22 protein-coding genes are annotated in these 23,280 nt (G+C 57.8%); 14 read left to right on the forward strand and 8 right to left on the reverse strand.

The window, feature by feature from the left end:
* The first annotated feature begins 153 nt into the window (after positions 1–153).
* The 3 genes from xseA (at position 154) to RAE21_RS04710 (ending at position 4,560) form a co-directional block, all read left to right on the forward strand.
* A complete protein-coding gene (gene xseA / locus RAE21_RS04700) occupies positions 154–1,455 on the forward strand; it encodes an exodeoxyribonuclease VII large subunit (protein ID WP_313880359.1) in 1,302 nt (433 codons plus the stop codon).
* A 46-nt stretch (positions 1,456–1,501) separates the two neighbouring features.
* A complete protein-coding gene (locus RAE21_RS04705) occupies positions 1,502–2,083 on the forward strand; it encodes a superoxide dismutase (protein ID WP_313873316.1) in 582 nt (193 codons plus the stop codon).
* A gap of 239 nt (positions 2,084–2,322) precedes the next feature.
* Positions 2,323–4,560 carry an NADP-dependent isocitrate dehydrogenase gene (locus RAE21_RS04710; protein ID WP_313880360.1) on the forward strand — a complete coding sequence of 746 codons (2,238 nt, stop codon included), beginning with the start codon at positions 2,323–2,325 and terminating at the stop codon, positions 4,558–4,560.
* A gap of 85 nt (positions 4,561–4,645) precedes the next feature.
* Here RAE21_RS04710 and RAE21_RS04715 read toward each other — a convergent pair whose 3' ends face one another.
* Positions 4,646–5,101, reverse strand: coding sequence for a DUF192 domain-containing protein (locus RAE21_RS04715; protein WP_313882653.1), 456 nt, complete (start codon positions 5,099–5,101; stop codon positions 4,646–4,648).
* A 167-nt stretch (positions 5,102–5,268) separates the two neighbouring features.
* On the opposite strand from RAE21_RS04715, the gene icd reads away from it, so the two are divergent.
* The 3 genes from icd (at position 5,269) to clpA (ending at position 9,414) form a co-directional block, all read left to right on the forward strand.
* Positions 5,269–6,522 (forward strand): NADP-dependent isocitrate dehydrogenase, encoded by a 1,254-nt coding sequence (icd, locus tag RAE21_RS04720; protein WP_313880361.1) that lies wholly within the window; start codon positions 5,269–5,271, stop codon positions 6,520–6,522.
* A 146-nt stretch (positions 6,523–6,668) separates the two neighbouring features.
* The gene (gene clpS / locus RAE21_RS04725) at positions 6,669–7,025 is read left to right on the forward strand and encodes an ATP-dependent Clp protease adapter ClpS (RefSeq protein WP_313873312.1); all 357 of its coding nucleotides are present in this window, start codon (positions 6,669–6,671) and stop codon (positions 7,023–7,025) included.
* 79 nt (positions 7,026–7,104) lie between these two features.
* Positions 7,105–9,414 carry an ATP-dependent Clp protease ATP-binding subunit ClpA gene (clpA, locus tag RAE21_RS04730; protein ID WP_313873311.1) on the forward strand — a complete coding sequence of 770 codons (2,310 nt, stop codon included), beginning with the start codon at positions 7,105–7,107 and terminating at the stop codon, positions 9,412–9,414.
* Between the two features lie 52 nt (positions 9,415–9,466).
* Here clpA and RAE21_RS04735 read toward each other — a convergent pair whose 3' ends face one another.
* Entirely contained in the window at positions 9,467–9,955 is a 489-nt protein-coding gene (locus RAE21_RS04735; RefSeq protein WP_313880362.1) for a DUF1499 domain-containing protein, read from the reverse strand.
* Positions 9,956–10,073: 118 nt separating this feature from the next.
* Here RAE21_RS04735 and RAE21_RS04740 point away from each other — a divergent pair, with 118 nt between their 5' ends.
* Positions 10,074–10,319 (forward strand): hypothetical protein, encoded by a 246-nt coding sequence (locus RAE21_RS04740; RefSeq protein WP_313880363.1) that lies wholly within the window; start codon positions 10,074–10,076, stop codon positions 10,317–10,319.
* Between the two features lie 120 nt (positions 10,320–10,439).
* Here RAE21_RS04740 and istB read toward each other — a convergent pair whose 3' ends face one another.
* Together istB and istA are read right to left on the reverse strand one after the other, a co-directional pair.
* Positions 10,440–11,267 carry an IS21-like element helper ATPase IstB gene (gene istB, locus RAE21_RS04745; protein ID WP_313879687.1) on the reverse strand — a complete coding sequence of 276 codons (828 nt, stop codon included), beginning with the start codon at positions 11,265–11,267 and terminating at the stop codon, positions 10,440–10,442.
* Positions 11,264–12,337 (reverse strand): IS21 family transposase, encoded by a 1,074-nt coding sequence (istA, locus tag RAE21_RS04750; protein WP_428984048.1) that lies wholly within the window; start codon positions 12,335–12,337, stop codon positions 11,264–11,266. Before istA ends, istB begins: the two co-directional genes overlap by 4 nt.
* Before the next feature lie 91 nt (positions 12,338–12,428).
* Between istA and RAE21_RS04755 the strand changes: the two genes are divergently transcribed.
* Positions 12,429–13,142, forward strand: coding sequence for a patatin-like phospholipase family protein (locus tag RAE21_RS04755; RefSeq protein WP_313880364.1), 714 nt, complete (start codon positions 12,429–12,431; stop codon positions 13,140–13,142).
* A gap of 186 nt (positions 13,143–13,328) precedes the next feature.
* On the opposite strand, the gene RAE21_RS04760 is transcribed toward RAE21_RS04755, so the two are convergent.
* On the reverse strand, positions 13,329–13,874 hold the full coding sequence (locus tag RAE21_RS04760; protein ID WP_313880365.1) for a phasin family protein: 546 nt from the start codon (positions 13,872–13,874) through the stop codon (positions 13,329–13,331).
* A gap of 295 nt (positions 13,875–14,169) precedes the next feature.
* Here RAE21_RS04760 and RAE21_RS04765 point away from each other — a divergent pair, with 295 nt between their 5' ends.
* The 6 genes from RAE21_RS04765 (at position 14,170) to RAE21_RS04790 (ending at position 20,427) form a co-directional block, all read left to right on the forward strand.
* Complete coding sequence (locus tag RAE21_RS04765) at positions 14,170–14,613, forward strand: acyl-CoA thioesterase (RefSeq protein ID WP_428983973.1); 444 nt, start codon at positions 14,170–14,172, stop codon at positions 14,611–14,613.
* Entirely contained in the window at positions 14,610–15,305 is a 696-nt protein-coding gene (locus RAE21_RS04770) for a nitroreductase (protein ID WP_313880367.1), read from the forward strand. The genes RAE21_RS04765 and RAE21_RS04770 overlap by 4 nt, the downstream gene beginning before the upstream one ends.
* Positions 15,306–15,412: 107 nt before the next feature.
* Positions 15,413–16,663, forward strand: coding sequence for a nicotinate phosphoribosyltransferase (gene pncB, locus RAE21_RS04775; RefSeq protein WP_313880368.1), 1,251 nt, complete (start codon positions 15,413–15,415; stop codon positions 16,661–16,663).
* Positions 16,660–17,658: a 2-hydroxyacid dehydrogenase gene (locus RAE21_RS04780; RefSeq protein ID WP_313880369.1), complete on the forward strand. Its 999-nt coding sequence runs from the start codon at positions 16,660–16,662 to the stop codon at positions 17,656–17,658. The genes pncB and RAE21_RS04780 overlap by 4 nt, the downstream gene beginning before the upstream one ends.
* Before the next feature lie 130 nt (positions 17,659–17,788).
* A complete protein-coding gene (locus RAE21_RS04785) occupies positions 17,789–19,192 on the forward strand; it encodes a DNA recombination protein RmuC (protein WP_313880370.1) in 1,404 nt (467 codons plus the stop codon).
* The gene (locus RAE21_RS04790) at positions 19,189–20,427 is read left to right on the forward strand and encodes an MFS transporter (protein WP_313880371.1); all 1,239 of its coding nucleotides are present in this window, start codon (positions 19,189–19,191) and stop codon (positions 20,425–20,427) included. The genes RAE21_RS04785 and RAE21_RS04790 overlap by 4 nt, the downstream gene beginning before the upstream one ends.
* On the opposite strand, the gene RAE21_RS04795 is transcribed toward RAE21_RS04790, so the two are convergent.
* The 3 genes from RAE21_RS04795 to earP form a co-directional block, all read right to left on the reverse strand.
* Positions 20,409–21,278, reverse strand: coding sequence for an LOG family protein (locus RAE21_RS04795; protein ID WP_313880372.1), 870 nt, complete (start codon positions 21,276–21,278; stop codon positions 20,409–20,411). The two genes, RAE21_RS04790 and RAE21_RS04795, sit on opposite strands and share 19 nt — an antisense overlap.
* Before the next feature lie 137 nt (positions 21,279–21,415).
* Positions 21,416–21,970, reverse strand: a complete 555-nt coding sequence (gene efp / locus RAE21_RS04800) for an elongation factor P (RefSeq protein WP_296507542.1) — start codon at positions 21,968–21,970, stop codon at positions 21,416–21,418.
* Positions 21,971–22,076: 106 nt separating this feature from the next.
* A complete protein-coding gene (earP, locus tag RAE21_RS04805) occupies positions 22,077–23,276 on the reverse strand; it encodes an elongation factor P maturation arginine rhamnosyltransferase EarP (protein ID WP_313880373.1) in 1,200 nt (399 codons plus the stop codon).
* Positions 23,277–23,280 lie beyond the last annotated feature (4 nt).

Below are 23,280 nucleotides of genomic sequence, written 5' to 3' on the forward strand. Positions count from 1 at the left end.
CCAGTGGCGCGCGGGCGTCTCTGGAATCGTTTCAAACCGTTAGCCCCGCATGGGGCGTTTGCAAGAGGCATACTCCGCCCCAAAGGATTGGATACCGCATGATTTCCCCGCAAATTTTGGCAGTGTTTGCAGCATTGCAAGCCGGACAGCCCCATGATCAACCATGACGAGGCAGCACCCCGCGTCTGGCGGGTAGACGCGCTCTGCCGAGCGCTGGCAGACACCCTGAATGCCCGCTTCAACCCCGTGCGGGTGACTGGCGAGCTGTCTGGCTTTTCCAGGGCTGCGAGCGGCCATTGCTACTTTTCGCTCAAAGACCAAGATGCCCAGATCCGGTGCGCCATGTTTAAGCGCTCGGCCTCTCAGCTGGACTTTGCTCCCCGTGACGGCGAGTTGGTGGAGGTGTCGGGGCGCCTGGATATTTATGGCCCGCGCGGAGATCTGCAGCTGATTGTGGAGAGCATGCGCAAGCAAGGGCAGGGCAATCTATTTGAAGAGTTTGTTCGCCTCAAGAACCGGCTTGAATCCCGCGGCCTCTTTGCGCAGGAACGCAAAAGAGCGCTTCCCCTGATGCCCCGCGGAATTGGCCTGATTACGTCTTTGGGGGCGGCTGCGCTGCATGATGTGGCTACCGCGCTGCGCCGACGTGTGCCGCATATTCCAGTGGTGCTGGCTCCTGCTTCGGTACAGGGTGGCAATGCGCCGGCCGAGCTCACCCGCGCTTTGCAAGCCTTGCTGGCCCGCTCCGCTGACATGGATGGCGCGGGCACCCCTCTGGATGTAATTTTGTTGGTGCGCGGCGGCGGTTCTATGGAGGACCTGTGGGCTTTCAATGACGAGGCACTGGCCATTGCGTTGAGTGGGTCGCCCATTCCGGTGGTGTCTGGCGTCGGGCATGAGACCGACTTCACGATTGCTGATTTTGTGGCGGATGTTCGCGCCCCGACGCCTACCGCCGCTGCTGAATTGGTAGCGACACCTACTACCACCTGCTTGGCCGCTATCGATTTGATGCAAGATCGGCTGAGCGCCGCTGTCCAGCGTCAGTTGGATACCCAGGCGCAGCGCTTGGACCGCGTGGCCACCAGAGCCGGTCGCCCATCTGGGGTGGTGGTCGGGCACTCCCTGCGGCTGCAGCAAATGGCGCACCAGCTCCAGGTGGCTCAACAAGCCCGCTTGCTGGAGGCTCGCCGCCAGCACGAGGCATTGGCGCTTAAATTTTCGGATGGGGTTCACACCTTGGGGCGGCAAGCGCATGAACGCTTGGATCAATCCGCCCTGAGACTGCGGCTACTTGACCCCACTTTGGTGCTGCAACGGGGCTACGCTTGGCTTGCGGATCCCCGAGGCGCCACGGTGACCTCGGTTCGACAAGCCGGGCCCGGGGATGTGATCACGGCCACCCTCGCAGACGGTACGGTTGATATGGCCGTACGCGCAGTCCACGAAAATTAGTTTCTACAATAAGTTTTGTTAACAACCCACCCACTACGAGGATCTCATGGAACATACCCTGCCCGCGCTGCCCTACGCCATTGATGCATTGGCCCCCGCATACTCTCAGGAAACCCTGGAGTTTCACCATGGCAAGCATCACAACGCTTATGTGGTGAACCTGAACAACCTGCAAAAGGGCACAGAGTTCGAGAGCATGACGCTCGAAGAAATCATCAAAAAGTCCAGCGGTGGCGTTTACAACAACGCAGCCCAGATCTGGAACCACACCTTTTTCTGGAACTGCATGAAGCCACAAGGCGGCGGCGAGCCAACTGGTGCTTTGGCTGATGCCATCAATGCGAAATGGGGTTCTTACGCAGCGTTCAAAGAAGCCTTCGTCAAGTCGGCAGTCGGCAACTTTGGTTCCGGATGGACATGGTTGGTTAAGAAGGCTGACGGTTCTGTCGACATCGTCAACACCGGCGCTGCAGGTACCCCTTTGACAACCGCTGACAAGGCTTTGTTGACCGTGGACGTCTGGGAGCACGCGTACTACATCGACTACCGCAACATGCGCCCCAAGTTCGTGGAAACCTTCCTCGATAAATTGGTGAACTGGGATTTCGCTGCAGCAAACTTCGCCTGAGTTTTGGTGCAATAAAAAGGCTCGGCGGGCAACCTCCGGGCCTTTTTTTATGCGTTTGCTGCACTGCACCTATAAAAATATTTCCTTGAAGTGGTTTTAAATTTCATATTGCGGTAATGCATTGCGAAAAATGCATTTCGGGTCAGACCACTGAAAGCACAATTACGCACTATCCGGAGACCGCTGCCTGTGCGTGAAACAGTTCTGCGTCAACAACACCTCATTTTTGGAGATAAGCGATGAGTACCCAGCAACCGACGATTATTTACACACTGACCGACGAAGCCCCCCGTTTGGCCACCGCTTCGTTCCTGCCTTTGATCCGCACATTCACTGCGCCTGCAGGCATCAACGTAGTGGAGTCGGATATTTCGGTGGCTGCGCGTGTTTTGGGCGAGTTTTCTGACTTCCTCACAGAAGACCAAAAGGTCCCCAATACCTTGGCTGAGCTGGGTAAAAAGACGCTTCAAGCGGACGCCAACATCATCAAGTTGCCCAACATCAGTGCTTCGGTAGGCCAGTTGGTTGCCTGTATCAAAGAGCTGCAGAGCAAAGGCTACGCGATCCCTGACTATCCTGAGACTCCCAAAACTGACGAAGAGAAGGCGATTCGCGTCCGTTACTCCAAGTGCACAGGTAGCGCGGTCAACCCGGTTTTGCGCGAAGGTAACTCGGATCGTCGTGCACCCAAGGCAGTGAAGGAATACGCCCGCAAGAACCCGCACAGCATGGCCGAGTGGAGCCAAGCCTCTCGCTCACATGTGTCTCACATGCATGCCGGTGACTTCTACCATGGCGAAAAGTCCATCACATTGGACCGTGCGCGCGATGTCAAGATGGAGTTGATCACCAAGAGCGGCCAGACTCTGGTGCTCAAGCCCAAGGTTTCTTTGCTCGACCGCGAAGTGATCGACAGCATGTTCATGAGCAAAAAGGCCTTGCTCGAGTTCTACGAGAAGGAAATTGAAGACGCTCGCAAAACGGGCGTGATGTTCTCCCTGCACGTCAAGGCCACCATGATGAAGGTGTCGCACCCTATCGTGTTCGGTCACTGCGTCAAGATTTTCTACAAAGACGCGTTTGCAAAGCACGGTGCCTTGTTCAAGGAATTGGGCGTCAACGTGAACAACGGCATGGCTGATCTGTACGGCAAGATCGCGACGTTGCCCCAGTCCAAACAAGACGAGATCAAGCGTGACCTGCACGCCTGCCATGAGCACCGTCCTGAGTTGGCCATGGTCGACTCTGCCAAGGGCATTACCAACTTCCACTCCCCCAACGACATCATTGTGGACGCATCCATGCCCGCCATGATCCGTAACGGCGGCAAGATGTGGGATGCCAACGGTCGTCTGAAAGACGTGAAGGCAGTGATGCCTGAGTCCACTTTCGCCCGCATCTACCAGGAGATGATCAACTTCTGCAAATGGCACGGCAACTTTGACCCCAAGACCATGGGCACCGTGCCCAACGTGGGTTTGATGGCTCAGCAGGCCGAGGAATACGGATCGCACGACAAGACCTTCGAAATTTCCGAAGACGGCGTTGCGAACATTACTGATCTGGCCACAGGTGAAGTGCTGTTGAGCCAGAACGTGGAAGCGGGCGACATCTGGCGCATGTGCCAAGTCAAGGATGCCGCGATTCGCGATTGGGTGAAGCTGGCGGTGAACCGCGCCCGCAACTCCGGAATGCCTGTTGTGTTCTGGCTCGACGCCTATCGCCCCCACGAGGCGCAGCTGATCACCAAAGTCAAAATGTACTTGCACGAGCATGACACGACTGGCTTGGATATCCAGATCATGAGCCAGGTTCGCGCCATGCGCTACACCTTGGAGCGAGTGATTCGCGGCCAAGACACGATCAGCGCCACGGGCAACATTCTGCGCGACTACCTGACGGACTTGTTCCCGATCATGGAACTCGGCACCTCTGCCAAGATGCTGTCCATCGTGCCTTTGATGGCCGGTGGGGGCATGTACGAAACCGGTGCCGGCGGCTCTGCCCCGAAGCACGTTCAACAGCTGGTGGAGGAGAACCACTTGCGTTGGGATTCGTTGGGCGAGTTCCTCGCTTTGGCAGTGTCGTTGGAAGACCTGGGCCTGAAGACCGGCAATGCCAAAGCCAAGGTGTTGGCGAAGACATTGGATGCGGCGACCGGAAAATTGTTGGATAACAACAAGAACCCATCTCCAAAAACAGGTCAGCTCGACAACCGTGGCAGCCAGTTCTACCTGTCCTTGTATTGGGCCGAAGCGCTCGCAGCTCAGACAGAAGACGCCCAGTTGGCGTCCCAGTTTTCACCATTGGCCAAAGAGTTGGCTGCCAAAGAGCAAACCATTGTGGCCGAGCTCGCTGCAGTGCAGGGTGCGCCAGTGGATATCGGTGGGTACTACTTGCCAGACACCGCTAAGCTGGATGCCATCATGCGCCCGAGTGCAACTTTGAACGCTGCCTTGGGATCTGTTGCTGTCTGAGGACGCACCGCAGCCTTCGGGCTGTGACCCATAAAAAAGGGTTGCCGGAGATTCCGGCAACCCTTTTTACATGGTTCAAGTGTATTTATTTTGCCGAATCAAAAGGCGCTCCACTGATCTTGGAGCCTGCCTTGATTCCTCGCTTTTCAAACCACCCCCGGTTCATTTCCAGTACGTATCGAACCGGGCGCAACGCACAGTGTGAGTCGGTCGTTTGTGGTTTCATGTCGGCAAGGTTCACAACCGTGCCATCGTCGCTGATGAAGGCGGCAGTCAGCGGGATGAGTGTGTTTTTCATCCAAAAGCACAAGCCGGAAGGTTGTTCAAACACAAACAGCATGCCTTCATGGGTCGGCATTTCCCTGCGGAACATCAAGCCGATGGATCGCTGGTCGGGGGTGCGGGCTACCTGCGCTTCGATTTGGTGCATGCCAGCACTCATCTTGATCCTGGGTAAGTCCATCTGGGCGCTTTCCTGGGCGTGTGCCCAAGGGGCTCCCAAGAGCACAACAGAAAGAAACAGTGTTTTGAAATAAGTCATGCGGACAGCTTTACGGGATAACGGGTTGCGAGGCGCATTGTCACCGCTTCGCAAGAAGGAGCCTGTGACTTTACAACTAGAATGATTCCAAGGCAGACACCGCCGGAGCCCAGAGTTTTTCAACACTCTGCGGTCGTGCGTTTTGGATATTGGAGTTTTGTTTTTCTATGTACCAGCACATTCAAATACCTCAGCAGGGCCAAAAAATCACGGCCAACCCGGACAAATCATTGAATGTTCCGGATCAGCCCATCATCCCTTTCATTGAAGGCGATGGCGTTGGCGAAGACATTACGCCGGTGATGTTGAAGGTCGTTGACGCAGCCGTGGAGAAAGCCTACGGCGGCGCCCGAAAAATCCAATGGATGGAAATTTTTGCAGGTGAAAAAGCCACCCGGGTGTACGGCCCTGATGTCTGGTTGCCACAAGAAACTCTGGATGTGGTACGCGACTATCTGGTATCCATCAAAGGTCCTCTCACGACGCCGGTAGGTGGCGGTATTCGCTCTTTGAATGTGGCGCTTCGGCAGGAGTTGGACCTCTATGTTTGTTTGCGGCCGATCCAGTATTTCAAAGGCGTTCCCAGCCCGTTGAAGGAACCGGAAAAGACCAACATGGTCGTTTTCCGCGAGAACTCTGAAGACATTTATGCTGGCATTGAGTTTGAGGCCGGCTCTGAAAAAGCGATGCGCCTGATCCAGGTGCTGCGTGACGATTTTGGGATTCAGAAAATCCGGTTCCCGGAGACCTCCGGTCTGGGTATCAAGCCCGTTTCGCGCGAAGGCACTGAGCGTTTGGTGCGCAAGGCCATTCAATACGCTATCGACAATGACAAGCCCAATGTCACCATCGTGCACAAGGGCAACATCATGAAGTTCACGGAAGGCAGCTTCCGTGATTGGGCCTATAACTTGGCAATGGCAGAGTTCGGGGCCGAGCTGATCGACGGTGGGCCATGGTGCAAGTTCAAAAACCCCAACACGGGCCGCTACATCATCATCAAAGACAGCATCGCGGATGCGTTTTTGCAGCAAATCCTCCTGCGCCCGATGGAGTACAGCGTGATCGCCACTTTGAACTTGAACGGGGACTATATTTCTGATGCCTTGGCTGCCCAAGTGGGCGGCATCGGTATAGCGCCCGGAGCCAACCTGTCGGATACGGTTGCCATGTTCGAGGCGACCCATGGCACGGCACCCAAATACGCCGGCAAAGACTACGTCAACCCTGGTTCAGAAATATTGTCCGCAGAAATGATGTTGCGTCACATGGGCTGGAAAGAGGCGGCCGACCTGATCATCCGCTCTTTGGAAAAGTCGATCGCGAGTAAAAAAGTCACTTATGACTTTGCGCGACTGATGGATGGCGCTCAGCAGGTCAGCTGTTCACGCTTTGGGCAGATCATGATCGACAACATGTAGCCGCTTGAAAACCCGTGTTTTGAGTTAACCAGCCGCACCTAAGCGAAAGCTCGTGCGGCTTTTTCTATGCGGTGCTTGAAATTCAGGCATCTCCCCCCAGTTGATCTTTGCATTTGCGGCTTTGTGCCTCCCGATAGAATCATTTCATGGCTACAAATACTCCCAAACCACCCGCAATCAAGCCACCGCCTACAGGCAGCGACGACGGCACTGTCGTCCTTGAACGCCTGGCGCAGAAGGTACAACCCCCTTCGATGTACCAGGTCGTCATGCTCAATGACGACTACACACCGATGGAGTTTGTGGTGGTCGTGATTCAGGAGTTCTTTGGAAAAGACCTGGAGGCTGCCACAGCCATCATGCTCAAAATCCATTTGGATGGGCGTGGAGTGTGTGGCGTTTACCCGAAAGATATTGCCGCGACCAAAGTGGACCAAGTGCTGGACGCAGCACACAAGGCAGGTCACCCATTGAAATGTGTCAGTGAGCCCGTAGATCTGTAGGGGAAAGCTGAAACTTCGGTCACTCAGCAATCAAATCGGATTACAGTTAATCAACACCAAGGCAGAAAAAGGAATTCACATGATTGCCCAAGAATTGGAAGTCAGCTTGCACATGGCATTCGTGGAAGCCCGTCAGCAGCGCCATGAATTCATCACCGTAGAGCACTTGTTGTTGGCTCTGTTGGACAACCCCAGTGCGGCAGAAGTGCTCAGGGCTTGCGCCGCCAACATCGACGATCTGCGCAAATCTCTTACCAACTTTATCAAGGACAACACGCCGCAAGTGGCGGGGTCCGATGAAGTCGATACGCAGCCGACGCTGGGTTTCCAGCGCGTGATCCAGCGCGCTATCATGCATGTGCAGAGCACAGGCAGTGGCAAGAAAGAAGTGACTGGCGCCAACGTGCTGGTAGCCATCTTTGGCGAAAAAGATTCTCACGCGGTCTACTATCTCCACCAGCAAGGCGTGACCCGTTTGGATGTGGTGAACTTCATCGCGCATGGCATCAAGAAAACCGACCCGCCCGAAGCTGCCAAATCGAATGAAGCGCCTTCGGATGGCGAAGAGGGCGTGAGCGAGAAGAACGAAAAAGCGTCTCCGCTGGAGCAGTACACGCAGAACCTGAATCAGTTGGCCAAAGAGGGCAAGATCGATCCGCTGATTGGTCGTGATTACGAGGTGGAGCGGGTCATTCAAATCCTGTGCCGCCGGCGCAAGAACAATCCCTTGCTGGTTGGTGAAGCTGGTGTGGGCAAGACCGCAATCGCGGAGGGATTGGCATGGCGCATTTCTCAAAATAACGTGCCCGAGATTCTGGCCGACTCGGTGGTGTATTCGCTCGACATGGGCGCCCTCTTGGCAGGTACCAAGTACCGCGGAGACTTTGAGCAGCGCCTGAAAGCGGTTCTCAAGTCCTTGAAGGAAAAGCCCAATGCGGTCTTGTTCATCGACGAAATTCATACGCTCATCGGAGCAGGTGCAGCCTCTGGGGGCACCTTGGATGCGTCAAACTTGCTCAAGCCAAGCCTGAGCTCCGGCCAGTTGAAATGCATTGGTGCTACGACATTTACCGAATATCGCGGCATTTTTGAAAAAGACGCTGCGCTGTCACGGCGCTTCCAAAAAGTGGATGTGGTGGAGCCCACCATTGACCAGACGGTTGAGATCCTGAAAGGATTGAAGTCACGCTTTGAAGAGCACCACAACGTCAAATACGCGGTGGCTGCACTTCAGGCCGCAGCAGAGCTGAGTGCCAAGTACATCAACGATCGGCAGCTGCCGGATAAGGCGATCGATGTGATTGATGAGGCCGGTGCTGCACAGCGCATCTTGGCGCCTAGCAAACGCAAAAAGACCATCAGCAAGACCGAGGTGGAGGAAATCGTGGCGAAGATCGCACGCATTCCTCCGGCCAACGTCTCCAACGATGACCGCAGCAAGTTGAAAACGCTGGAGCGCGATCTCAAGAGCGTGGTCTTTGGTCAGGATAAAGCGCTCGATGTGCTCGCCTCTGCGGTCAAAATGGCTCGCTCAGGCTTGGGCAAGGGCGACAAGCCAATTGGCTCCTTCCTGTTCAGCGGTCCCACGGGTGTCGGTAAGACGGAGGCAGCCAAGCAACTGGCTTACATCATGGGCATTGACCTGATTCGCTTCGATATGAGCGAGTACATGGAGCGCCATGCGGTGAGCCGCATGATTGGTGCGCCTCCGGGCTATGTGGGCTTTGACCAAGGCGGGTTGCTGACCGAGGCGATCACCAAGAAGCCCCATGCCGTGTTGTTGCTGGATGAGATCGAAAAAGCGCATCCGGACATCTTCAATGTGCTGTTGCAGGTGATGGACCACGGGTCCTTGACCGACAACAACGGACGCAAGGCCGACTTCCGCAACGTGATCATCATCATGACCACTAACGCCGGCGCCGAGACGATGAATAAGGCCACGATCGGTTTCACCAATCCGCGTGAGGCTGGCGATGAAATGACCGACATCAAGCGTCTGTTCACGCCGGAGTTCCGTAACCGTCTGGATGCCATCGTCGGCTTCAAGGCCTTGGACGAGGTGGTGATCTTGCGGGTGGTTGACAAGTTCCTCTTGCAGCTGGAAACCCAATTGGCCGAGAAGAAGGTCGAGGTGACTTTCACTGACAAGCTGCGCAAGCATCTGGGCAAGAAAGGCTTCGACCCCTTGATGGGCGCCCGACCCATGCAGCGTTTGATCCAAGACACGATTCGTCGTGCACTGGCCGACGAATTGTTGTTCGGGCGCTTGGTCGACGGTGGTCGCCTGACGGTGGACCTGGATGACAAGGATGAGGTGTCTTTGGATATCCAGCCTATCCCCAAAAAGGAAGGTAAGTCCAAGCCTGAAGAGGCCACGGCAGGCTGATTGAAATGCCTACCAATCCTGCAACCCCTGAGTGTTGCAGGCCTTCAAGGGCTCAGTTCTTCTCGAACTGGGCCCTTATGCTTTCTACACGGGCCCGGTTGACTGCGAAGTCCTTGCGTCCGATACGACTAGCTGAGCGGACATGGATGACCTGTTCTGCAGGGTTCAACCAAAACTCAACGTCGTCTGTGAACTTCAGCGTTGGAGTTGTACTCTGAGCGTACAGGTAATCGCTGGTCTCCGTGACTACTGTCGTCGCTGGCAAAGCGCGGACAATATCGGCTAGCTTGCGCAGCGCAGACGCGCCGTCGCCTTGGTAGTGCAGGGGAGAAATATCGGCGTACCCGCGCTGAGGGTGTTCGGGGTATAGCCCGGCTTGGCTGCTGACACTATTCGGCGTGTTGGAGGGGGGCTTGAGGCGACCATTGTGAACGCCGAGGTCACCCGGTGCTTTGCCTTTGAGCATGCCGAACTGTCCTGCGAAGAAGACCACCGCAGGCAGCAGGATCACTACCAGGCCGACGAACCATAAAGTTTTCATGAATGTTCCTTTGGGCGAATGTTGCATGCGGAGATGGTAGGTCAAAGTTTGGAGTGATTGAAGTGTGCGTGACAGCCAGGCGACATTGACAGCAAACAGTTTATTGATAGGGATGGTGATGAAGTTTTTGAATGTATTGCGCGGACCACTGGTGCTCGCCGTAGCCGCGCTGATCACGGCGTGCTCCACAGCACCTGGCGTGCCGAAAAACAGTGGCTCCAGTGCTCTGGAGTCCGTGCCGCCGATGGTCGCAACACCCAAGCCACCCCCCAAAATCGGCTTGGCCTTGGGTGGTGGAGCTGCGCGTGGCTTTGCCCATGTTGGCGTGATTCAAGTGTTAGTGTCAAACGCAGTTTCGATTTGATACAGCTGTCGAACGCAAACGCGGCGTGGATTTGATACACCGTTGTGTGGGGCGATTGTCTGTTTTGTCTTTGCTTGTCTTTCAAGCAGTCAGTGGCTCGCCACTGACTGCTTGGCGCCCTTAGGCTGCCTGTTCCTCCTGTGTATCAAGGTGACTGCGTTTTCGTTTGAGTAGGGTATTGCTGCTGGCGGCAATCACACCGGCACGCCGCTTATCTTTCAGGCGATAGGAGTCTCCTGAAATCGGGACCACATGGGCGTGGTGGAGCAGTCGGTCAAGTAGCGCCGCTGTCAGCGTGGCATCGTCTGCAAACGTCTGGTCCCATTGCCCAAACGGCAGATTGGAGGTCAGGATGAGACTTCCCACTTCATAGCGTTTGGCAATGACTTGGAACAGAAGATTCGCCTGTTCCCGATTCATGGGAAGGTACCCGACCTCGTCAATGATCAACAGCCGGTAGGGACGCACGATGCGTTTGATAGCCTCTTCCAGGGTGTTCTGCCGTAGTGCCGTGCTCAGTGTCATCAGCAGATCTGCCGCCGTGATGAAACGCGTCTTGATTCCAGCCTGGGTTGCCCTGTAGCCCAAGGCGATGGCCAAGTGGGTTTTGCCCACCCCACTGGCGCCCAGCAAGACCACGTTCTCGCTGCGCTCCACGAAGGCCAGACTGCCAAGCTCCTGTACCAGGGGTTTGGGCACGCCGCTGGCAAACTGGAAGTCAAACTCATCAAGCGTCTTGATGGCGGGGAAGCCCGCTATGCGCGTGAGCATGGCGCGTGTTCTCTCCACTCTGGCTAGAGCCTCGCCACGCAAGGCTTGCTCCAGGAACTCCAGGTACCCCAGCTCTTTCTTGGCCGCCATTTGCCCCAAGTGGGCAAGCTGATCGGGTAAGTTGAGCAGGCGCAGCTGATCACACAGTTCACGCAGTCTTTCCATTTGCAGGCTCATGGTCGTCCTCCTGCTGAGGCTTGGTTGTGCACCAGCGTGTCATACATCGCCAGAGGATGCTGCAGGCCTCGCCATGCCGCGGCTGGAATTGGCCGGACTGCTGCGCCGCTACCGGTGACTTTTTGCAATTGACGCACTGTTCGCCCACTGTAGGCGCTGGGGATGGCCAGCAGATGTGTGCGCTCCTGTTGCAAAGCCAGTGCCGGCACACACCCAGTGGTTCCGTGGATCCGCACATTGGCAACGTCACGCAGCCAGGTGCGCATTTCCCGATTGGCTGTGTCCGCGTCCACCACCAAGCATTGCTGCTTCATACTCGCCACCAATGGCACCCAGAAGCTGCGCCGGATGTAGCCATTCATGCGTTCGACTTTGCCCTTGGTCTTGGCCCGATAGGGCTTGCACACCCGCGGCACAAAGCCATGGTGGTGCGCAAAGTCAGCAAAGGCACCCTGGAACTGGTGCAGGTTCTTGCCGTAGGCGTCACGCTTGAGGATGACGGTCTTCATGTTGTCGTACAGCACTTCACGGGTGACTCCACCAAAGCTCTCGAACGCCCTGACATGGCACGCCAGTAGTGTCTCCAGCTTCATGTCTGTGACAAACTCCGCGAAGGTCGCCCGGCTGTGGCCAAGCGTTGCCACAAACGCCGCCAACATGCCGTCTTTATGCCCAGACTTGCGGAACTCGATCCAGTCCATCTGCATTTGCTCACCGGGCTGGGTCTCGAACCGCACAACCGGATCCGGGCGCGCCTGTGGACGCAACTCCTTGAGGTACTCCTGCAGGATGCGCACGGAGCCCGTATACCCCTGTGCGGCAATCTCACGCTGCAGCACCGTTGCGGGAATCCAATCAGGCTTGGCCGCCTGAATACGTCCAGCCAAGTAGTCCTTGAATGGATCGAGCTTGCTTTTACGTTCCGGCAGTTTCTTCATGGCCGGCGGACCGCCCTCCAAATACTTACGCACCGTGTTGACTGCCATTCCAGTTTGCGCCGATATCTCGCGCAAGCTCAGCCTGTGCTTCCTTAAAACCTTGAGTTCCATGTACTCCTCGTTCGTAATCATTGCCAGTCCCATCCATGGTTCGGATGGCTTGGCACGTTAGTCGAGGTGTATCAATTCCTCACCGCGTTTGCGTGTCATTTTCATACTGCGCGTGACATTAGAAGAAAACGGGATCAAACCCAATTTGGTGACTGGCACCTCCGCCGGTAGTCTGGTGGCGGCGATTTACGCAAGTGGCAAGAATGGAGCCCAGTTGCAGCGTGTGGCGGAAACGATGGAGGAAGCAGCGATTGCCGACTGGACCTTACCCATCTTCAGCCGTGGCATGTTGCGTGGTGATGCCTTGGCGCGTTACGTCAACGCGCAGGTCAGCAGCAAACTGATCGAGGACCTGCCCATGCCCTTGGGCATCGTGGCTACCGATCTCAACACCGGGAATGACGTGTTGTTCCAAAGAGGGGATACCGGCACTGCGGTGCGGGCCTCTAGCGCGGTGCCGGCCGTGTTTCAGCCGGTAAAAATCGCAGGGCGCGAGTATGTCGATGGCGGTCTCGTGTCTCCGGTGCCTGTGGGGGCAGCGCGTCGCATGGGGGCTGATTTTGTGATCGCGGTCGACATTTCCAGTCCGCCTGAAGGCAGTCTGACTGGGGGCACCCTGGATATCCTGATGCAGACATTCTCGATCATGGGCAAGAGTATCAACCGCTATGAACTGCGGGACGCTGAGGTCGTGGTGCGCCCAGCGTTACAAGGGATTGGAAGTTCAGATTTCAGTGCCCGCAAACGCTCTATCGAGGCAGGCCGGCAAGCCATGCTGAAGATGATTCCCGAGCTCAAAGCGGCACTTGCCGCGAGAGACAGATAAAAAAAAGGCCCCGTTTTACAACGAGGCCTTGAAGGGATCCCTGAACCTGAAGGTTTCGAAAGGACCCGAGGAGACAAGCGGTAGAAACAAGTAAGTTTCTGATAACTGAATTATCTCAGGGTTTTCCCTTGGTAGCTAGTGGTAGGGACAAAAAAACCTCAATTGTTTTAGTGCCCCGTACCCAAATTAGCGCTTTTTCGCAGTCGCAGCCTTGGTGGCGTTGGTTGCAGTAGCAGCCACAGCGTTGAAGTTAGCTTCGGCAACTTCAGTCGCTTGCTTCACTGCTTTTTGCACAGATTCCAGTGCATTGTTGGCAGCAGCCACAGAGCTCTTCATGATGGCGACCACAGATTCGGAACCTGCAGGAGCGTTCTTGGCAGCGCTGTCGACCAGACCAGAAAACTTCTTCTGGGCTTCAGCAGCTTGGGCTTCAGCGTTTTTGGTGAATTCAGCGCCAGTGGAGGTCGCGATGTCATAGAGGTGACGGCTGTAAGCAGCAGTTTTCTCTGCCAAAGGCTGCAGCAGGCCGGATTGCAGGGCCAACAGCTCTTGGGCGTCTTTCACGCTCAACAAAGTTTGTGTGTGGGTAGCGGCTTCGGCCATGGCTGCTTTGGAGGCAGTCAGGTTCAGCTCGACAATCTTTTCCACGCCTTCGAAGGCCTTGGTAGTCAAACCAAACAGGGTTTCGATGTTGGCTTTGTGGGAAGCGATAACTTGTTCAACGGTCAGCATAGAGATCTCCAAGAGTTAAGGTAAAAATCACCATCTGCGCCGTCATCATCTGTCCCTGTGGACGTTATGTTGCAGTGCAGCATGGATCGGATTATAGGCAGCCCCTGTATCAATGCAAGCACTTTTTGTTGCGGTGCAACAAATTAGGGCATTTTTCCTAATTCAGCGATTGCCGGCCGTTTTTCACAGGCGTGTCATCGACCGCAAGTGGAGCCTTTTAGATAAATCCACTTCGCACACCCCAATATCGGGCGCAACGGCAGCCCGTGTCACTATCGCTGGCAAAATGGTTCGCATGCAGCAGAACGTGCCCTTGAAGCCCCACGCCGAGCCGCGAAGTGCCTACCGGGTACTGCGCACCATTCCCACCCGCTGGAGCGACAACGATGTCTACGGTCACGTCAACAACGTGGTCTATTACAGCTGGTTCGACACAGCCGTCAACGCTTACCTGATGGAGCAGGGCGTGCTCGACATCCATGCGGGCGGCACCATTGGACTGGTGGTGGAAACCCAGTGCAACTACTTCGCCTCTGTGTCCTTCCCCGAGGTGGTGCAGGCCGGCATTCGGGTTGCCAAACTCGGTACCTCCAGTGTGCGCTACGAGATCGGCATTTTTGGCGAGGGTGAGACCACCGCCGCCAAAGGCCACTTCATCCATGTTTATGTGGACAGGCTCACCCGCAAGCCAGTCCCGCTCCCTGATGCTTTGAGACAACTACTGGAGACCTTGCAATGACCGCAGCTATCGTCGATGACGCCATCCGCTCCCGCATGTCCGCCCGGGCCTTTCTGCCCCAGGCAGTCGCCCGGGAAGATATTGAAGCCATTCTGGACGTAGCCAGCCGCGCCCCTTCCGGTACCAATTGCCAACCTTGGAAGGTCTATGTGCTACAAGGTGCGAGCCGCGATGCGCTGGTGGACAAAACCTGTGCCGCCCATGACGCCATCCGCGCCAACCCCGAGCTGGCCGCGCAGTACCAAGAGGAATACGACTACTACCCTGCCGAGTGGGTCAGCCCCTATGTAGACCGCCGGCGCGAAAACGGCTGGGGGCTCTATGGCTTGTTGGGCATCGGCAAGGCCGACAAGGACAAAATGCACGCGCAGCATCAGCGCAACTTCCGTTTCTTTGATGCGCCGGTCGGCCTGATGTTCACCGTCGACAAGGTCATGGGGCGCGGCTCGCTGGTGGATTACGGTGCGTTTTTGCAAAACATCATGGTGGCCGCGCGGGGCCGTGGTCTCCACACCTGCCCGCAGGCGGCGTGGAATGGCTTCTCCAGCATCATCCTTCCGCACATCGGCGCGGGCGAGGGCGAAATGCTGGTCTGCGGCATGTCGCTCGGTTATGCCGACCCTGATGCGCCGGTCAACACGTTCCACACGCCCCGTGTGCCCGTCGCCGATTTCACCCGCTGGGTGGAGTGACCGTCATTTGAACGAAAGCGGCTGCTAGCGTTCTATAAATAAGCGCGAGTAGCTCCTGAATTGATAGCAATTTCCTGGGCGGCCTTTCATGGCAGCCTGAACGCCTCATGATCATCACCAGTTTGCTGGACACCGACCTCTACAAATTCACCATGATGCAAGTGGTGCTGCATCAGTTTCCGGGGGCGCAGGTGGAGTACCGCTTCAAGTGCCGCAACCCGGGCATGAATCTAGCGGCGCATGCGGCTGAGATCCGCGAGGAAATCCGTTCCCTGTGCAGCCTTCAGTTCCAGGAGAGCGAGCTGGCTTATCTGCGGTCCATGCGCTTTATCAAGAGCGACTTTGTGGATTTTCTGGGGCTGTTCCGCCTGAACGAAAAGTACATCACCGTCACGCCCTTGGCCAATGGCGAGCTCGATATCAGCATCGTCGGCCCTTGGCTGCACACCATCTTGTTTGAGATCCCGGTGCTTGCCATCGTGAACGAGGTGTACTTCCGCAACACTCAGCGGGTGCCGGACTTTGTGGAAGGGCGCAAGCGCCTGGAAACCAAGATCGAGCAGCTGCGCGCAGAGGGCTTGCAAGACCTGAAGATTGCCGATTACGGCACCCGCCGCAGGTTTTCTCGTGCGTGGCACGACGAGGTGCTGCGCGTACTCAGTGCCAAGCTCGGCACGGTACAAAGCCCGGGCAACGCTGCGGGCCGCCCCGGCCAACTGGCGGGTACCAGCAATGTGTTGCTGGCCATGAAGCTGGGGCTCACGCCACTGGGCACCATGGCCCACGAATACCTGCAAGCCTCTCAGGCCTTGGGCCCGAGGCTGCGGGACAGCCAGATTTTTGCTTTTGAGTCATGGGCCCGGGAATACCGAGGCGACCTCGGCATCGCGCTCAGCGATGTGTATGGCATGAACGCGTTTCTGCGCGACTTCGACATGTACTTTTGTAAGCTGTTCGATGGCGCGCGGCACGACAGCGGCGACCCGTTCACCTGGGGTGAGCGCATGATTGCGCACTACCTCAGCAACCGGGTGAACCCGAGCACAAAAACACTGATCTTCAGCGACGGGCTGACCATTCCGCGCACCATCGAGCTGTACCAGCAGTTCCGCGGGCGCTGCCAGCTGGCCTTCGGCATCGGCACGAATCTGACCAACGACTTGGGCTACACGCCGTTGCAAATCGTCATCAAGATGGTGCGTTGCAACGGCCAACCGGTGGCCAAGCTCTCCGACACACCGTCCAAGAACATGTGTGATGACGAGAAATACCTGGCCTACCTGCGCCAAGTGTTTGAAATACCGACCCCGGCGGAAACACCCGCCGTGCCCGCCACCCAACCCTCGGCTTCAGCATGACAACACCAACTAGCAAACCTCGCATACTGGTCAGCCGGGCCATCTTCCCCGAGGTGATCGCTCAGCTGGAGGCGGCCTTCGAGGTCGAGCACAACCAAGCGGATGCCGTCTGGTCACCCCAAGAGTTGACCTCCCGCCTGCAAGGCAAAGACGGCGTGCTCACCACCGGCGGCGAGCGCATCAGCGTTGAGCTGCTGCAGGCTTGTCCGCAACTCAAAATCTGCGCCAACATGGCCGTGGGCTTTAACAACTTCGATGTGCCGGCCATGACCGCTAGCGGCGTGCAGGGCACCAATGCACCGGATGTGCTGACCGAGACCACCGCCGATTTCGGCTTCGCGCTGATGATGGCCGCCGCCCGCCGCATGGCCGAGAGCGAGCACTTTTTGCGTGCCGGCTTGTGGAAGCGCTGGAGTTACGACATGTTTTGCGGCAGCGACATCCACGGCGCCACGCTCGGCATTCTGGGCATGGGGCGCATCGGGCAGGGCATAGCGCGGCGCGGCTTTCATGGCTTCGGCATGAAGGTGATCTATCACAACCGCAGCCGCCTCGATGCCGGGCTGGAAGCCGCGTGTGGCGCGCAGTATGTAGACAAAGCGACGCTGCTCGCACAAGCCGACCATCTGGTGTTGGTGGTGCCGTACTCGGCGGAGTCGCACCACACCATCGGTGCTGCAGAGTTGGCGCTTATGAAGCCCACCGCCACCCTGACCAACATTGCGCGCGGCGGCATTGTGGACGATGCGGCACTGGCCCATGCCCTACGCAGCGGGCAGATTGCTGCGGCCGGGCTGGACGTGTTTGAGGGCGAACCGCAAGTGCACGCGGACCTGCTGACGGTGCCCAACGTGGTGCTGACCCCGCACATTGCCAGCGCGACGCTCGCCACGCGACTTGCCATGGCCCAACTGGCTGCGGACAACCTGCTGCGCTTTTTTGCGACAGGCGAGGTGCTCACCCCAGTGAACACACTGGGCGCAGTGCGACGTTAAATAGCTCCGGGAGGGGCATGTTCACACAAGTGCGTAACAGGTCTTGTGTGACGTTTTGCTATTGAATTCATAGCTGCTTGCGTATATTGGAGCGCTAGCGGCCTAAATGATGCATAACTAGAAGGAATCTATGACGGAGTGGATGGTCGTGGCAGGAGTGGTTTTTGGGCTGTTGCAACTGGTATTGCTGGTTTTACTTTTGCGCAGTCGCACGGCTAACGATCCGCAGGCCCGAGCCCAAGAGCTGGCGCAACTGGAGGCCCAGCGCCAGGAGCTGTTGGCCCGCTTGCAAAGCAGCAGCGAGCGCGTGGAGCGCGAGCTGCGCCGCGAGGTGCAAGAGAGCGCGCGCAGTGGTCGCCAAGAGTTAGCGCAAAACCTGGCCATGTTTCAAAAAAGCTTGGTGCAGCAAGCCGCCGAGGCCACCCGCACCCAGAACACGCAGATCGACGCCTTCGGCCAGCAACTCGCGTTGTTGCAAAAGACCCTGTCCGACACGCTGGCCAACCAGCTCAGTGCCCTGAGTGAATCCAACGCCCGCCGCATGGCCGAAGTGCGCCAAACCCTGGAAGCCCAACTGGCCCAGCTACAAACCACCAACTCCGCCAAGCTCGACGAAATGCGCGCCACGGTGGACGAGAAATTGCAGACCACTTTGCAAGCCCGCTTGGGCGAAAGTTTCAAACAGGTGGCCGAGCGACTAGAGCAGGTGCACAAAGGGCTGGGCGAAATGCAGTCGCTCGCGCAGGGTGTGGGCGACTTGAAGCACCTGCTCACCAATGTCAAAACCCGCGGCATGTTCGGCGAGGCCCAACTGGCATCGCTCTTGGAGCAGGTGTTCGTGCCCGACCAATACGCCACGCAAGTCGCCACCCGGCCGGGTAGCAAAAACGTGGTCGATTTCGCCATCAAGCTGCCCGGCAAGTCGGACAACGGCGAGCCGCTGTGGCTGCCGATTGACGCCAAGTTCCCCAACGAAGACTACGAGCGCCTGCTGGACGCCCAGGGCAGGGCGGATGCTGCCGCTGCCGAGGCGGCAGGCAAGGCGCTGGAAATGCACATCCGGCTGGAGGCCAAGTCGATTTCCGAGAAGTATGTGGAGCCCCCGCACACCACCGACTTCGCCATTCTGTTTTTGCCGACTGAAGGTCTGTACGCCGAAGTGCTGCGTCGCCCCGGTCTGATGGAAGTCTTGCAGCGCGAACACCGCATTACCCTGGCCGGGCCCACTACCTTGCTGGCCATGCTCAGCTCGCTGCAGATGGGCTTCCGGACGCTGGCCTTGGAAAAGCGCTCCAGCGAGGTGTGGCAGGTGCTGGGTGCTGTCAAAACCGAGTTCAGCAAGTTCGGCGATGTGCTGGCCAAGGTCAAGTCGCAAACCGAGACTGTGCTCAAAACCCTGGACAGCGCCGAAGTGCGCAGCCGCGCCATGGGGCGGGCACTCAAAAAGGTGGAGGCTCTGCCGGACACTCAGGCGCAAGCCCTGTTGCCCATAGACCGCGATTTGGACCGGGATGCGGACGGTGCGGGCCTATGAGCGGCCTTCACCCTTCCGCGCCATCCGCAGCTGACCCACAGCAGGGACCCAGGGCGCTGCTGCGCTTGATCAGCGGACACGTCTGCCTGCATGCCAGTATGGCCGGCATGCGACTGGTTGCGCCCTTGTGGGCCTTGCAACACGGGTATGGCCCTTTGGCGGTGGGTTTTTTGCTGGCTTTGTTCTCTTTGTCGCAGGTGTTTTTAGCCCTGCCGGCGGGTCGCTTTGCAGACCGCCATGGTCTGCGCAAGCCGGTTTCCCGGGCAGTGGTGGCCGCCACGATAGGCGCCAGCGCGGCGGTGGTTTTTCCTCATTTTGTCGTGCTGTGTTTTGCCGCCCTGATGATGGGCGGCGCCACCGGCGCGGCTTCGATTGCTCTACAACGCCATGTCGGGCGTGCGGCGGCCGATGCGACTGATTTGCGCCGTGTGTTCAGCTGGCTGTCCATCGGCCCAGCGATCTCCAACTTTTTGGGGCCTGTGTGTGCGGGTTTGCTGATTGACTATGCGGGTATCTGGCTGGGTGGCAGTGCGGCAGACCACAACGGTTTTGTGGCGGCATTTGCACTCACTGCCTTGTTGCCCTCGTTAGCGTGGCTGTGCGTGCGCTCTACCCGTGAGCTGGAGCCCATCGTGCACGAGGGAGGAGTCGCACCCAGCGCGTGGCCGCTGCTCAAAGAGCCGATCATGCGCCGGCTGCTGTTGGTGAATTGGTTGCTTTCCAGTTGCTGGGATGTGCACACCTTTGTGGTGCCGGTGCTCGGCCATGAACGGGGCTACAGCGCCTCTGTGATCGGCACGATTCTGGGGGCCTTTGCGGTGGCCGCTGCGGTGGTGCGGGTTTTCTTGCCCATGTTGGCGGCCCGGCTGCGCGAGTGGGCCGTGGTTACCGCGGCCATGGTGGTGACCGCTGTGTTGTTTGCGGTCTACCCCTTGATGCCCAGCGCGTGGGCGATGGGCGTGTGCTCGGTATTGCTGGGGCTGGCGCTGGGCACGGTGCAACCGATGATCATGAGCATGCTGCACCAGATCACGCCCCATGCCTTGCACGGACAGGCAATTGCCTTGCGGCTAATGACCATCAACCTTTCCAGTGTGCTCATGCCCATGCTCTTTGGCACGGCGGGCGTGGTGGTGGGGGTGTCGGTGGTGTTCTGGACCGTGGGTGCCTTGGTGGGGCTGGGTTCACACGCAGCGTGGGGGCTGCGTGTGGGGCCTCACACCGGCAGTCCGTAGAAGTTACGGATCACGTCCCAGGCGTCTTGCGGGTCGTCGGTGTAGTGGAGCAGCTTCAGGTCTTCGGGCGAGATGGCGCCTTCTTCCACCAGCACATCCATGTTGATCAGGCGTTTCCAGTAGTCGGTGCCGAACAGGATGATGGGGACCGGCTTGGCCTTCTTGGTTTGCACCAAGGTGATGACTTCAAACAGCTCGTCCAGGGTGCCGAAGCCGCCGGGAAACGCCACCAGCGCTTTGGCCCGCATCATGAAATGCATCTTGCGGGTGGCAAAGTAGTGAAACTTGAAGCTCAAGGACGGTGTCACGTAAGGATTGGCACGTTGCTCATGCGGCAGGGTGATGTTCAGGCCGGGGGTGAGTGCATCCATTTCGTGGGCGCCGCGGTTGGCCGCCTCCATGATGCCGGGGCCACCGCCGGTGCAAATGAACAAGCGCTGGTCTTTGGGTTTGCGGGCGCTGTGTCCGGCTACCAAGCGGGCAAACAAACGTGCGTTGTCGTAGTGCTTGGCGTTGCGCAAGTGGCGCTTGGCCACCGCGATTTGTTGGGCATCCCCCGACAATTCGGCGGCTTGTGCAAACGCCTCGGCATCTTCGGGTGACGGGAAGCGCGCGCTACCAAAGACCACCACGGTGTTGTCCACACCCTGTGCGGCTTGGTCGAGGTCGGGTTTGAGCATCTCGAGCTGGATGCGGATGCCACGGGTCTCGCGGCGTAGCAGGAATTCGGGATCGGCGAAGGCCAGGCGGTAGGCGTCCTGGTCGAGGGCACCACCCTGGTCAGAGTGGTTTTGCAGGTCCGCCCAGGCGTTGGCGATACGGCTTTCGTTGAGGTTTTGCGTGTTTTCCATGGCTTCATTGTGCGGCAGTTTCGTGGCACTCTGAAGGCAAGAGACGTGCCGTTTTTTGCTACTTAATCGCAGGCATAAAAAAAGCTCCCGAAGGAGCTTTTTTGAGCAGGCCCGGTAAGGCCTGTGCACCGCGTGGATTAAACGCGCTTACGGTATTCGCCGGTGCGGGTGTCGATTTCGACCTTGTCGTTTTGAGCCACGAAAATTGGTACGCCGATTTCGAAGCCGGTTGCAATCTTGGCAGGCTTGAGCACCTTCCCGGATGTGTCGCCCTTGACTGCAGGTTCAGTCCAGGTGATTTCGCGAACCACGCTGGTGGGCAATTCGACAGAAATGGCCTTGCCTTCGTAGAACACCACTTCAGCGGTCATGCCGTCTTCGAGGTAGTTCAGGGCATCGCCCATGTTTTCCGATTCCACTTCGTACTGGTTGTAGTCAGCGTCCATCCAGACATACAGGGGGTCAGCGAAGTAGGAGTAAGTGCAATCCTTCTTGTCCAAGATGATCTGGTCCATCTTGTCGTCGGCCTTGAACACGACTTCGGTACCGAAGTTGGCGATCAGGCTCTTGAGTTTCATGCGCACGGTGGCAGAGTTGCGGCCGCCGCGGCTGTATTCGGTTTTCAGGACGACCATGGGGTCTTTGCCGTGCATGATCACGTTGCCGGCGCGGATTTCTTGTGCGATTTTCATAGGGTTGCTTGAGCGAGTGTCACTAAGTGCGACTGTAGGCCGCAGTCTGCGGCGGGGCATGAATCGCCCCAAAACTCGGGCGGCAAATTCAGCAAAGCCTCGTATTTTATCGCTTTTTCTCCACGAAATTGACCAGCGCTGTGACCAGGTCCTCTTGAGCAGCCAGCTGAAGGCGCCAGCGGTGCGCTGCCATGCGAGATTCTTCGGCGTGCAGCAGAGCCCAGTCTATGGGCGTGCTTTCGGCGCCGCTCGGCAAGGGGAGGCCATTCCAGGCGGCAAAGAGCGTGCGTAAGCCGGCGGGGACTTGCAGGCAGTCCAGAAAGGCGTTGAGCTTGTCGAGGTGTGCCCCGTCGTCTTGGGGGTAGATGTGCCACAGGAAAGGCTTGCCGGCCCACAGTGCGCGCACCAGCGAGTCTTCGCCCCGAACCAGGTTGACATCGCAGCTGCGCAGCAGATCGTCAAACTCGGCCTGCGTCAGCGCGGGAAGGTGGTGGAGACGCAGTTTGCTTTCACCCTCAGGGACACCAGAAGCCTCTACGGCAGTGCTCCATGCCGCTTGCACGGCCCGGGCAGCCCGGCCCGGGGTAACCAATAGCTGTGTCTGCTCGGGGCCGCGCATCCAATGTGCAAGTGCGGCACTCAAGCCCTCGGGCTCGTAGCAAAACAGGCTGATCAGCCGCTCGCCTTGCCAAGTGACTCCATGGCTGCGCAGCCAGTCGGAGCGCTTTGTGTGGTCCCATTGCGCTGCGGTTTCCAGCAGCTTGGATTCCCGCAGCAAGCCGCCCGTGCCCGCGGTAAAGCCGGGGTAGTAAAAATGTTTGGTCCAACCTTTGGCGGGACCCTGCATCACCGGCGAGGGCAGGGCGTGGCAACGCTCAACATAACTCTCTGCGGACAGGTATTCTAGGTTGATCCACACTGGGGTTTTGATGCCTTCTGAGGCGCTTGCGCTCAAGTAGCTTGCATGCGACGCTATGAATTCAGGAGCGATATCGCATCCGAATCCCTCAATCCACACGGTTGCAGGAGGGAGTTGTGCGACAAAGGCAGCGTCTTGCGACTGCGCCCAGTCCAGTACTTGAACACCTGGCCATAGGCCCTCACGCGCACCGGGAGCCATCCAGGTCAATGGGCTGCTATCGTCGGCCCACAAACGGACGTGGTGACCCCGGCTCGCGAGGTCTGCGCACAAGCGCCAGCACACGCCGATGTCGCCGAAGTTATCGATCACGCGGCAGAACACATCCCATTGCCATGGTGGTGCGGAGTCGTGGCGGGACGTCGGTGTAGAGGTGACTAGGGACATGCGC

The organism is Rhodoferax potami (genome assembly GCF_032193765.1).
Taxonomy (GTDB): Bacteria; Pseudomonadota; Gammaproteobacteria; order Burkholderiales; family Burkholderiaceae_C; genus Allorhodoferax; species Allorhodoferax potami.

What these genes read in the sequence shown, in the direction of transcription:
- pncB (WP_313880368.1), top strand. Translation starts at nt 15,413, where the DNA reads ATGATCATCACCAGTTTGCTGGACACCGACCTCTACAAATTCACCATG.
- RAE21_RS04705 (WP_313873316.1), top strand. Translation starts at nt 1,502, where the DNA reads ATGGAACATACCCTGCCCGCGCTGCCCTACGCCATTGATGCATTGGCC.
- RAE21_RS04765 (WP_428983973.1), top strand. Translation starts at nt 14,170, where the DNA reads ATGCAGCAGAACGTGCCCTTGAAGCCCCACGCCGAGCCGCGAAGTGCC.
- RAE21_RS04780 (WP_313880369.1), top strand. Translation starts at nt 16,660, where the DNA reads ATGACAACACCAACTAGCAAACCTCGCATACTGGTCAGCCGGGCCATC.
- RAE21_RS04795 (WP_313880372.1), bottom strand. Translation starts at nt 21,278, where the DNA reads ATGGAAAACACGCAAAACCTCAACGAAAGCCGTATCGCCAACGCCTGG.
- efp (WP_296507542.1), bottom strand. Translation starts at nt 21,970, where the DNA reads ATGAAAATCGCACAAGAAATCCGCGCCGGCAACGTGATCATGCACGGC.
- xseA (WP_313880359.1), top strand. Translation starts at nt 154, where the DNA reads ATGATCAACCATGACGAGGCAGCACCCCGCGTCTGGCGGGTAGACGCG.
- RAE21_RS04710 (WP_313880360.1), top strand. Translation starts at nt 2,323, where the DNA reads ATGAGTACCCAGCAACCGACGATTATTTACACACTGACCGACGAAGCC.
- RAE21_RS04790 (WP_313880371.1), top strand. Translation starts at nt 19,189, where the DNA reads ATGAGCGGCCTTCACCCTTCCGCGCCATCCGCAGCTGACCCACAGCAG.
- clpS (WP_313873312.1), top strand. Translation starts at nt 6,669, where the DNA reads ATGGCTACAAATACTCCCAAACCACCCGCAATCAAGCCACCGCCTACA.
- earP (WP_313880373.1), bottom strand. Translation starts at nt 23,276, where the DNA reads ATGTCCCTAGTCACCTCTACACCGACGTCCCGCCACGACTCCGCACCA.
- RAE21_RS04740 (WP_313880363.1), top strand. Translation starts at nt 10,074, where the DNA reads ATGAAGTTTTTGAATGTATTGCGCGGACCACTGGTGCTCGCCGTAGCC.
- RAE21_RS04715 (WP_313882653.1), bottom strand. Translation starts at nt 5,101, where the DNA reads ATGACTTATTTCAAAACACTGTTTCTTTCTGTTGTGCTCTTGGGAGCC.
- istB (WP_313879687.1), bottom strand. Translation starts at nt 11,267, where the DNA reads ATGAGCCTGCAAATGGAAAGACTGCGTGAACTGTGTGATCAGCTGCGC.
- RAE21_RS04760 (WP_313880365.1), bottom strand. Translation starts at nt 13,874, where the DNA reads ATGCTGACCGTTGAACAAGTTATCGCTTCCCACAAAGCCAACATCGAA.
- istA (WP_428984048.1), bottom strand. Translation starts at nt 12,337, where the DNA reads ATGATTACGAACGAGGAGTACATGGAACTCAAGGTTTTAAGGAAGCAC.
- RAE21_RS04735 (WP_313880362.1), bottom strand. Translation starts at nt 9,955, where the DNA reads ATGAAAACTTTATGGTTCGTCGGCCTGGTAGTGATCCTGCTGCCTGCG.
- icd (WP_313880361.1), top strand. Translation starts at nt 5,269, where the DNA reads ATGTACCAGCACATTCAAATACCTCAGCAGGGCCAAAAAATCACGGCC.
- RAE21_RS04785 (WP_313880370.1), top strand. Translation starts at nt 17,789, where the DNA reads ATGACGGAGTGGATGGTCGTGGCAGGAGTGGTTTTTGGGCTGTTGCAA.
- clpA (WP_313873311.1), top strand. Translation starts at nt 7,105, where the DNA reads ATGATTGCCCAAGAATTGGAAGTCAGCTTGCACATGGCATTCGTGGAA.
- RAE21_RS04770 (WP_313880367.1), top strand. Translation starts at nt 14,610, where the DNA reads ATGACCGCAGCTATCGTCGATGACGCCATCCGCTCCCGCATGTCCGCC.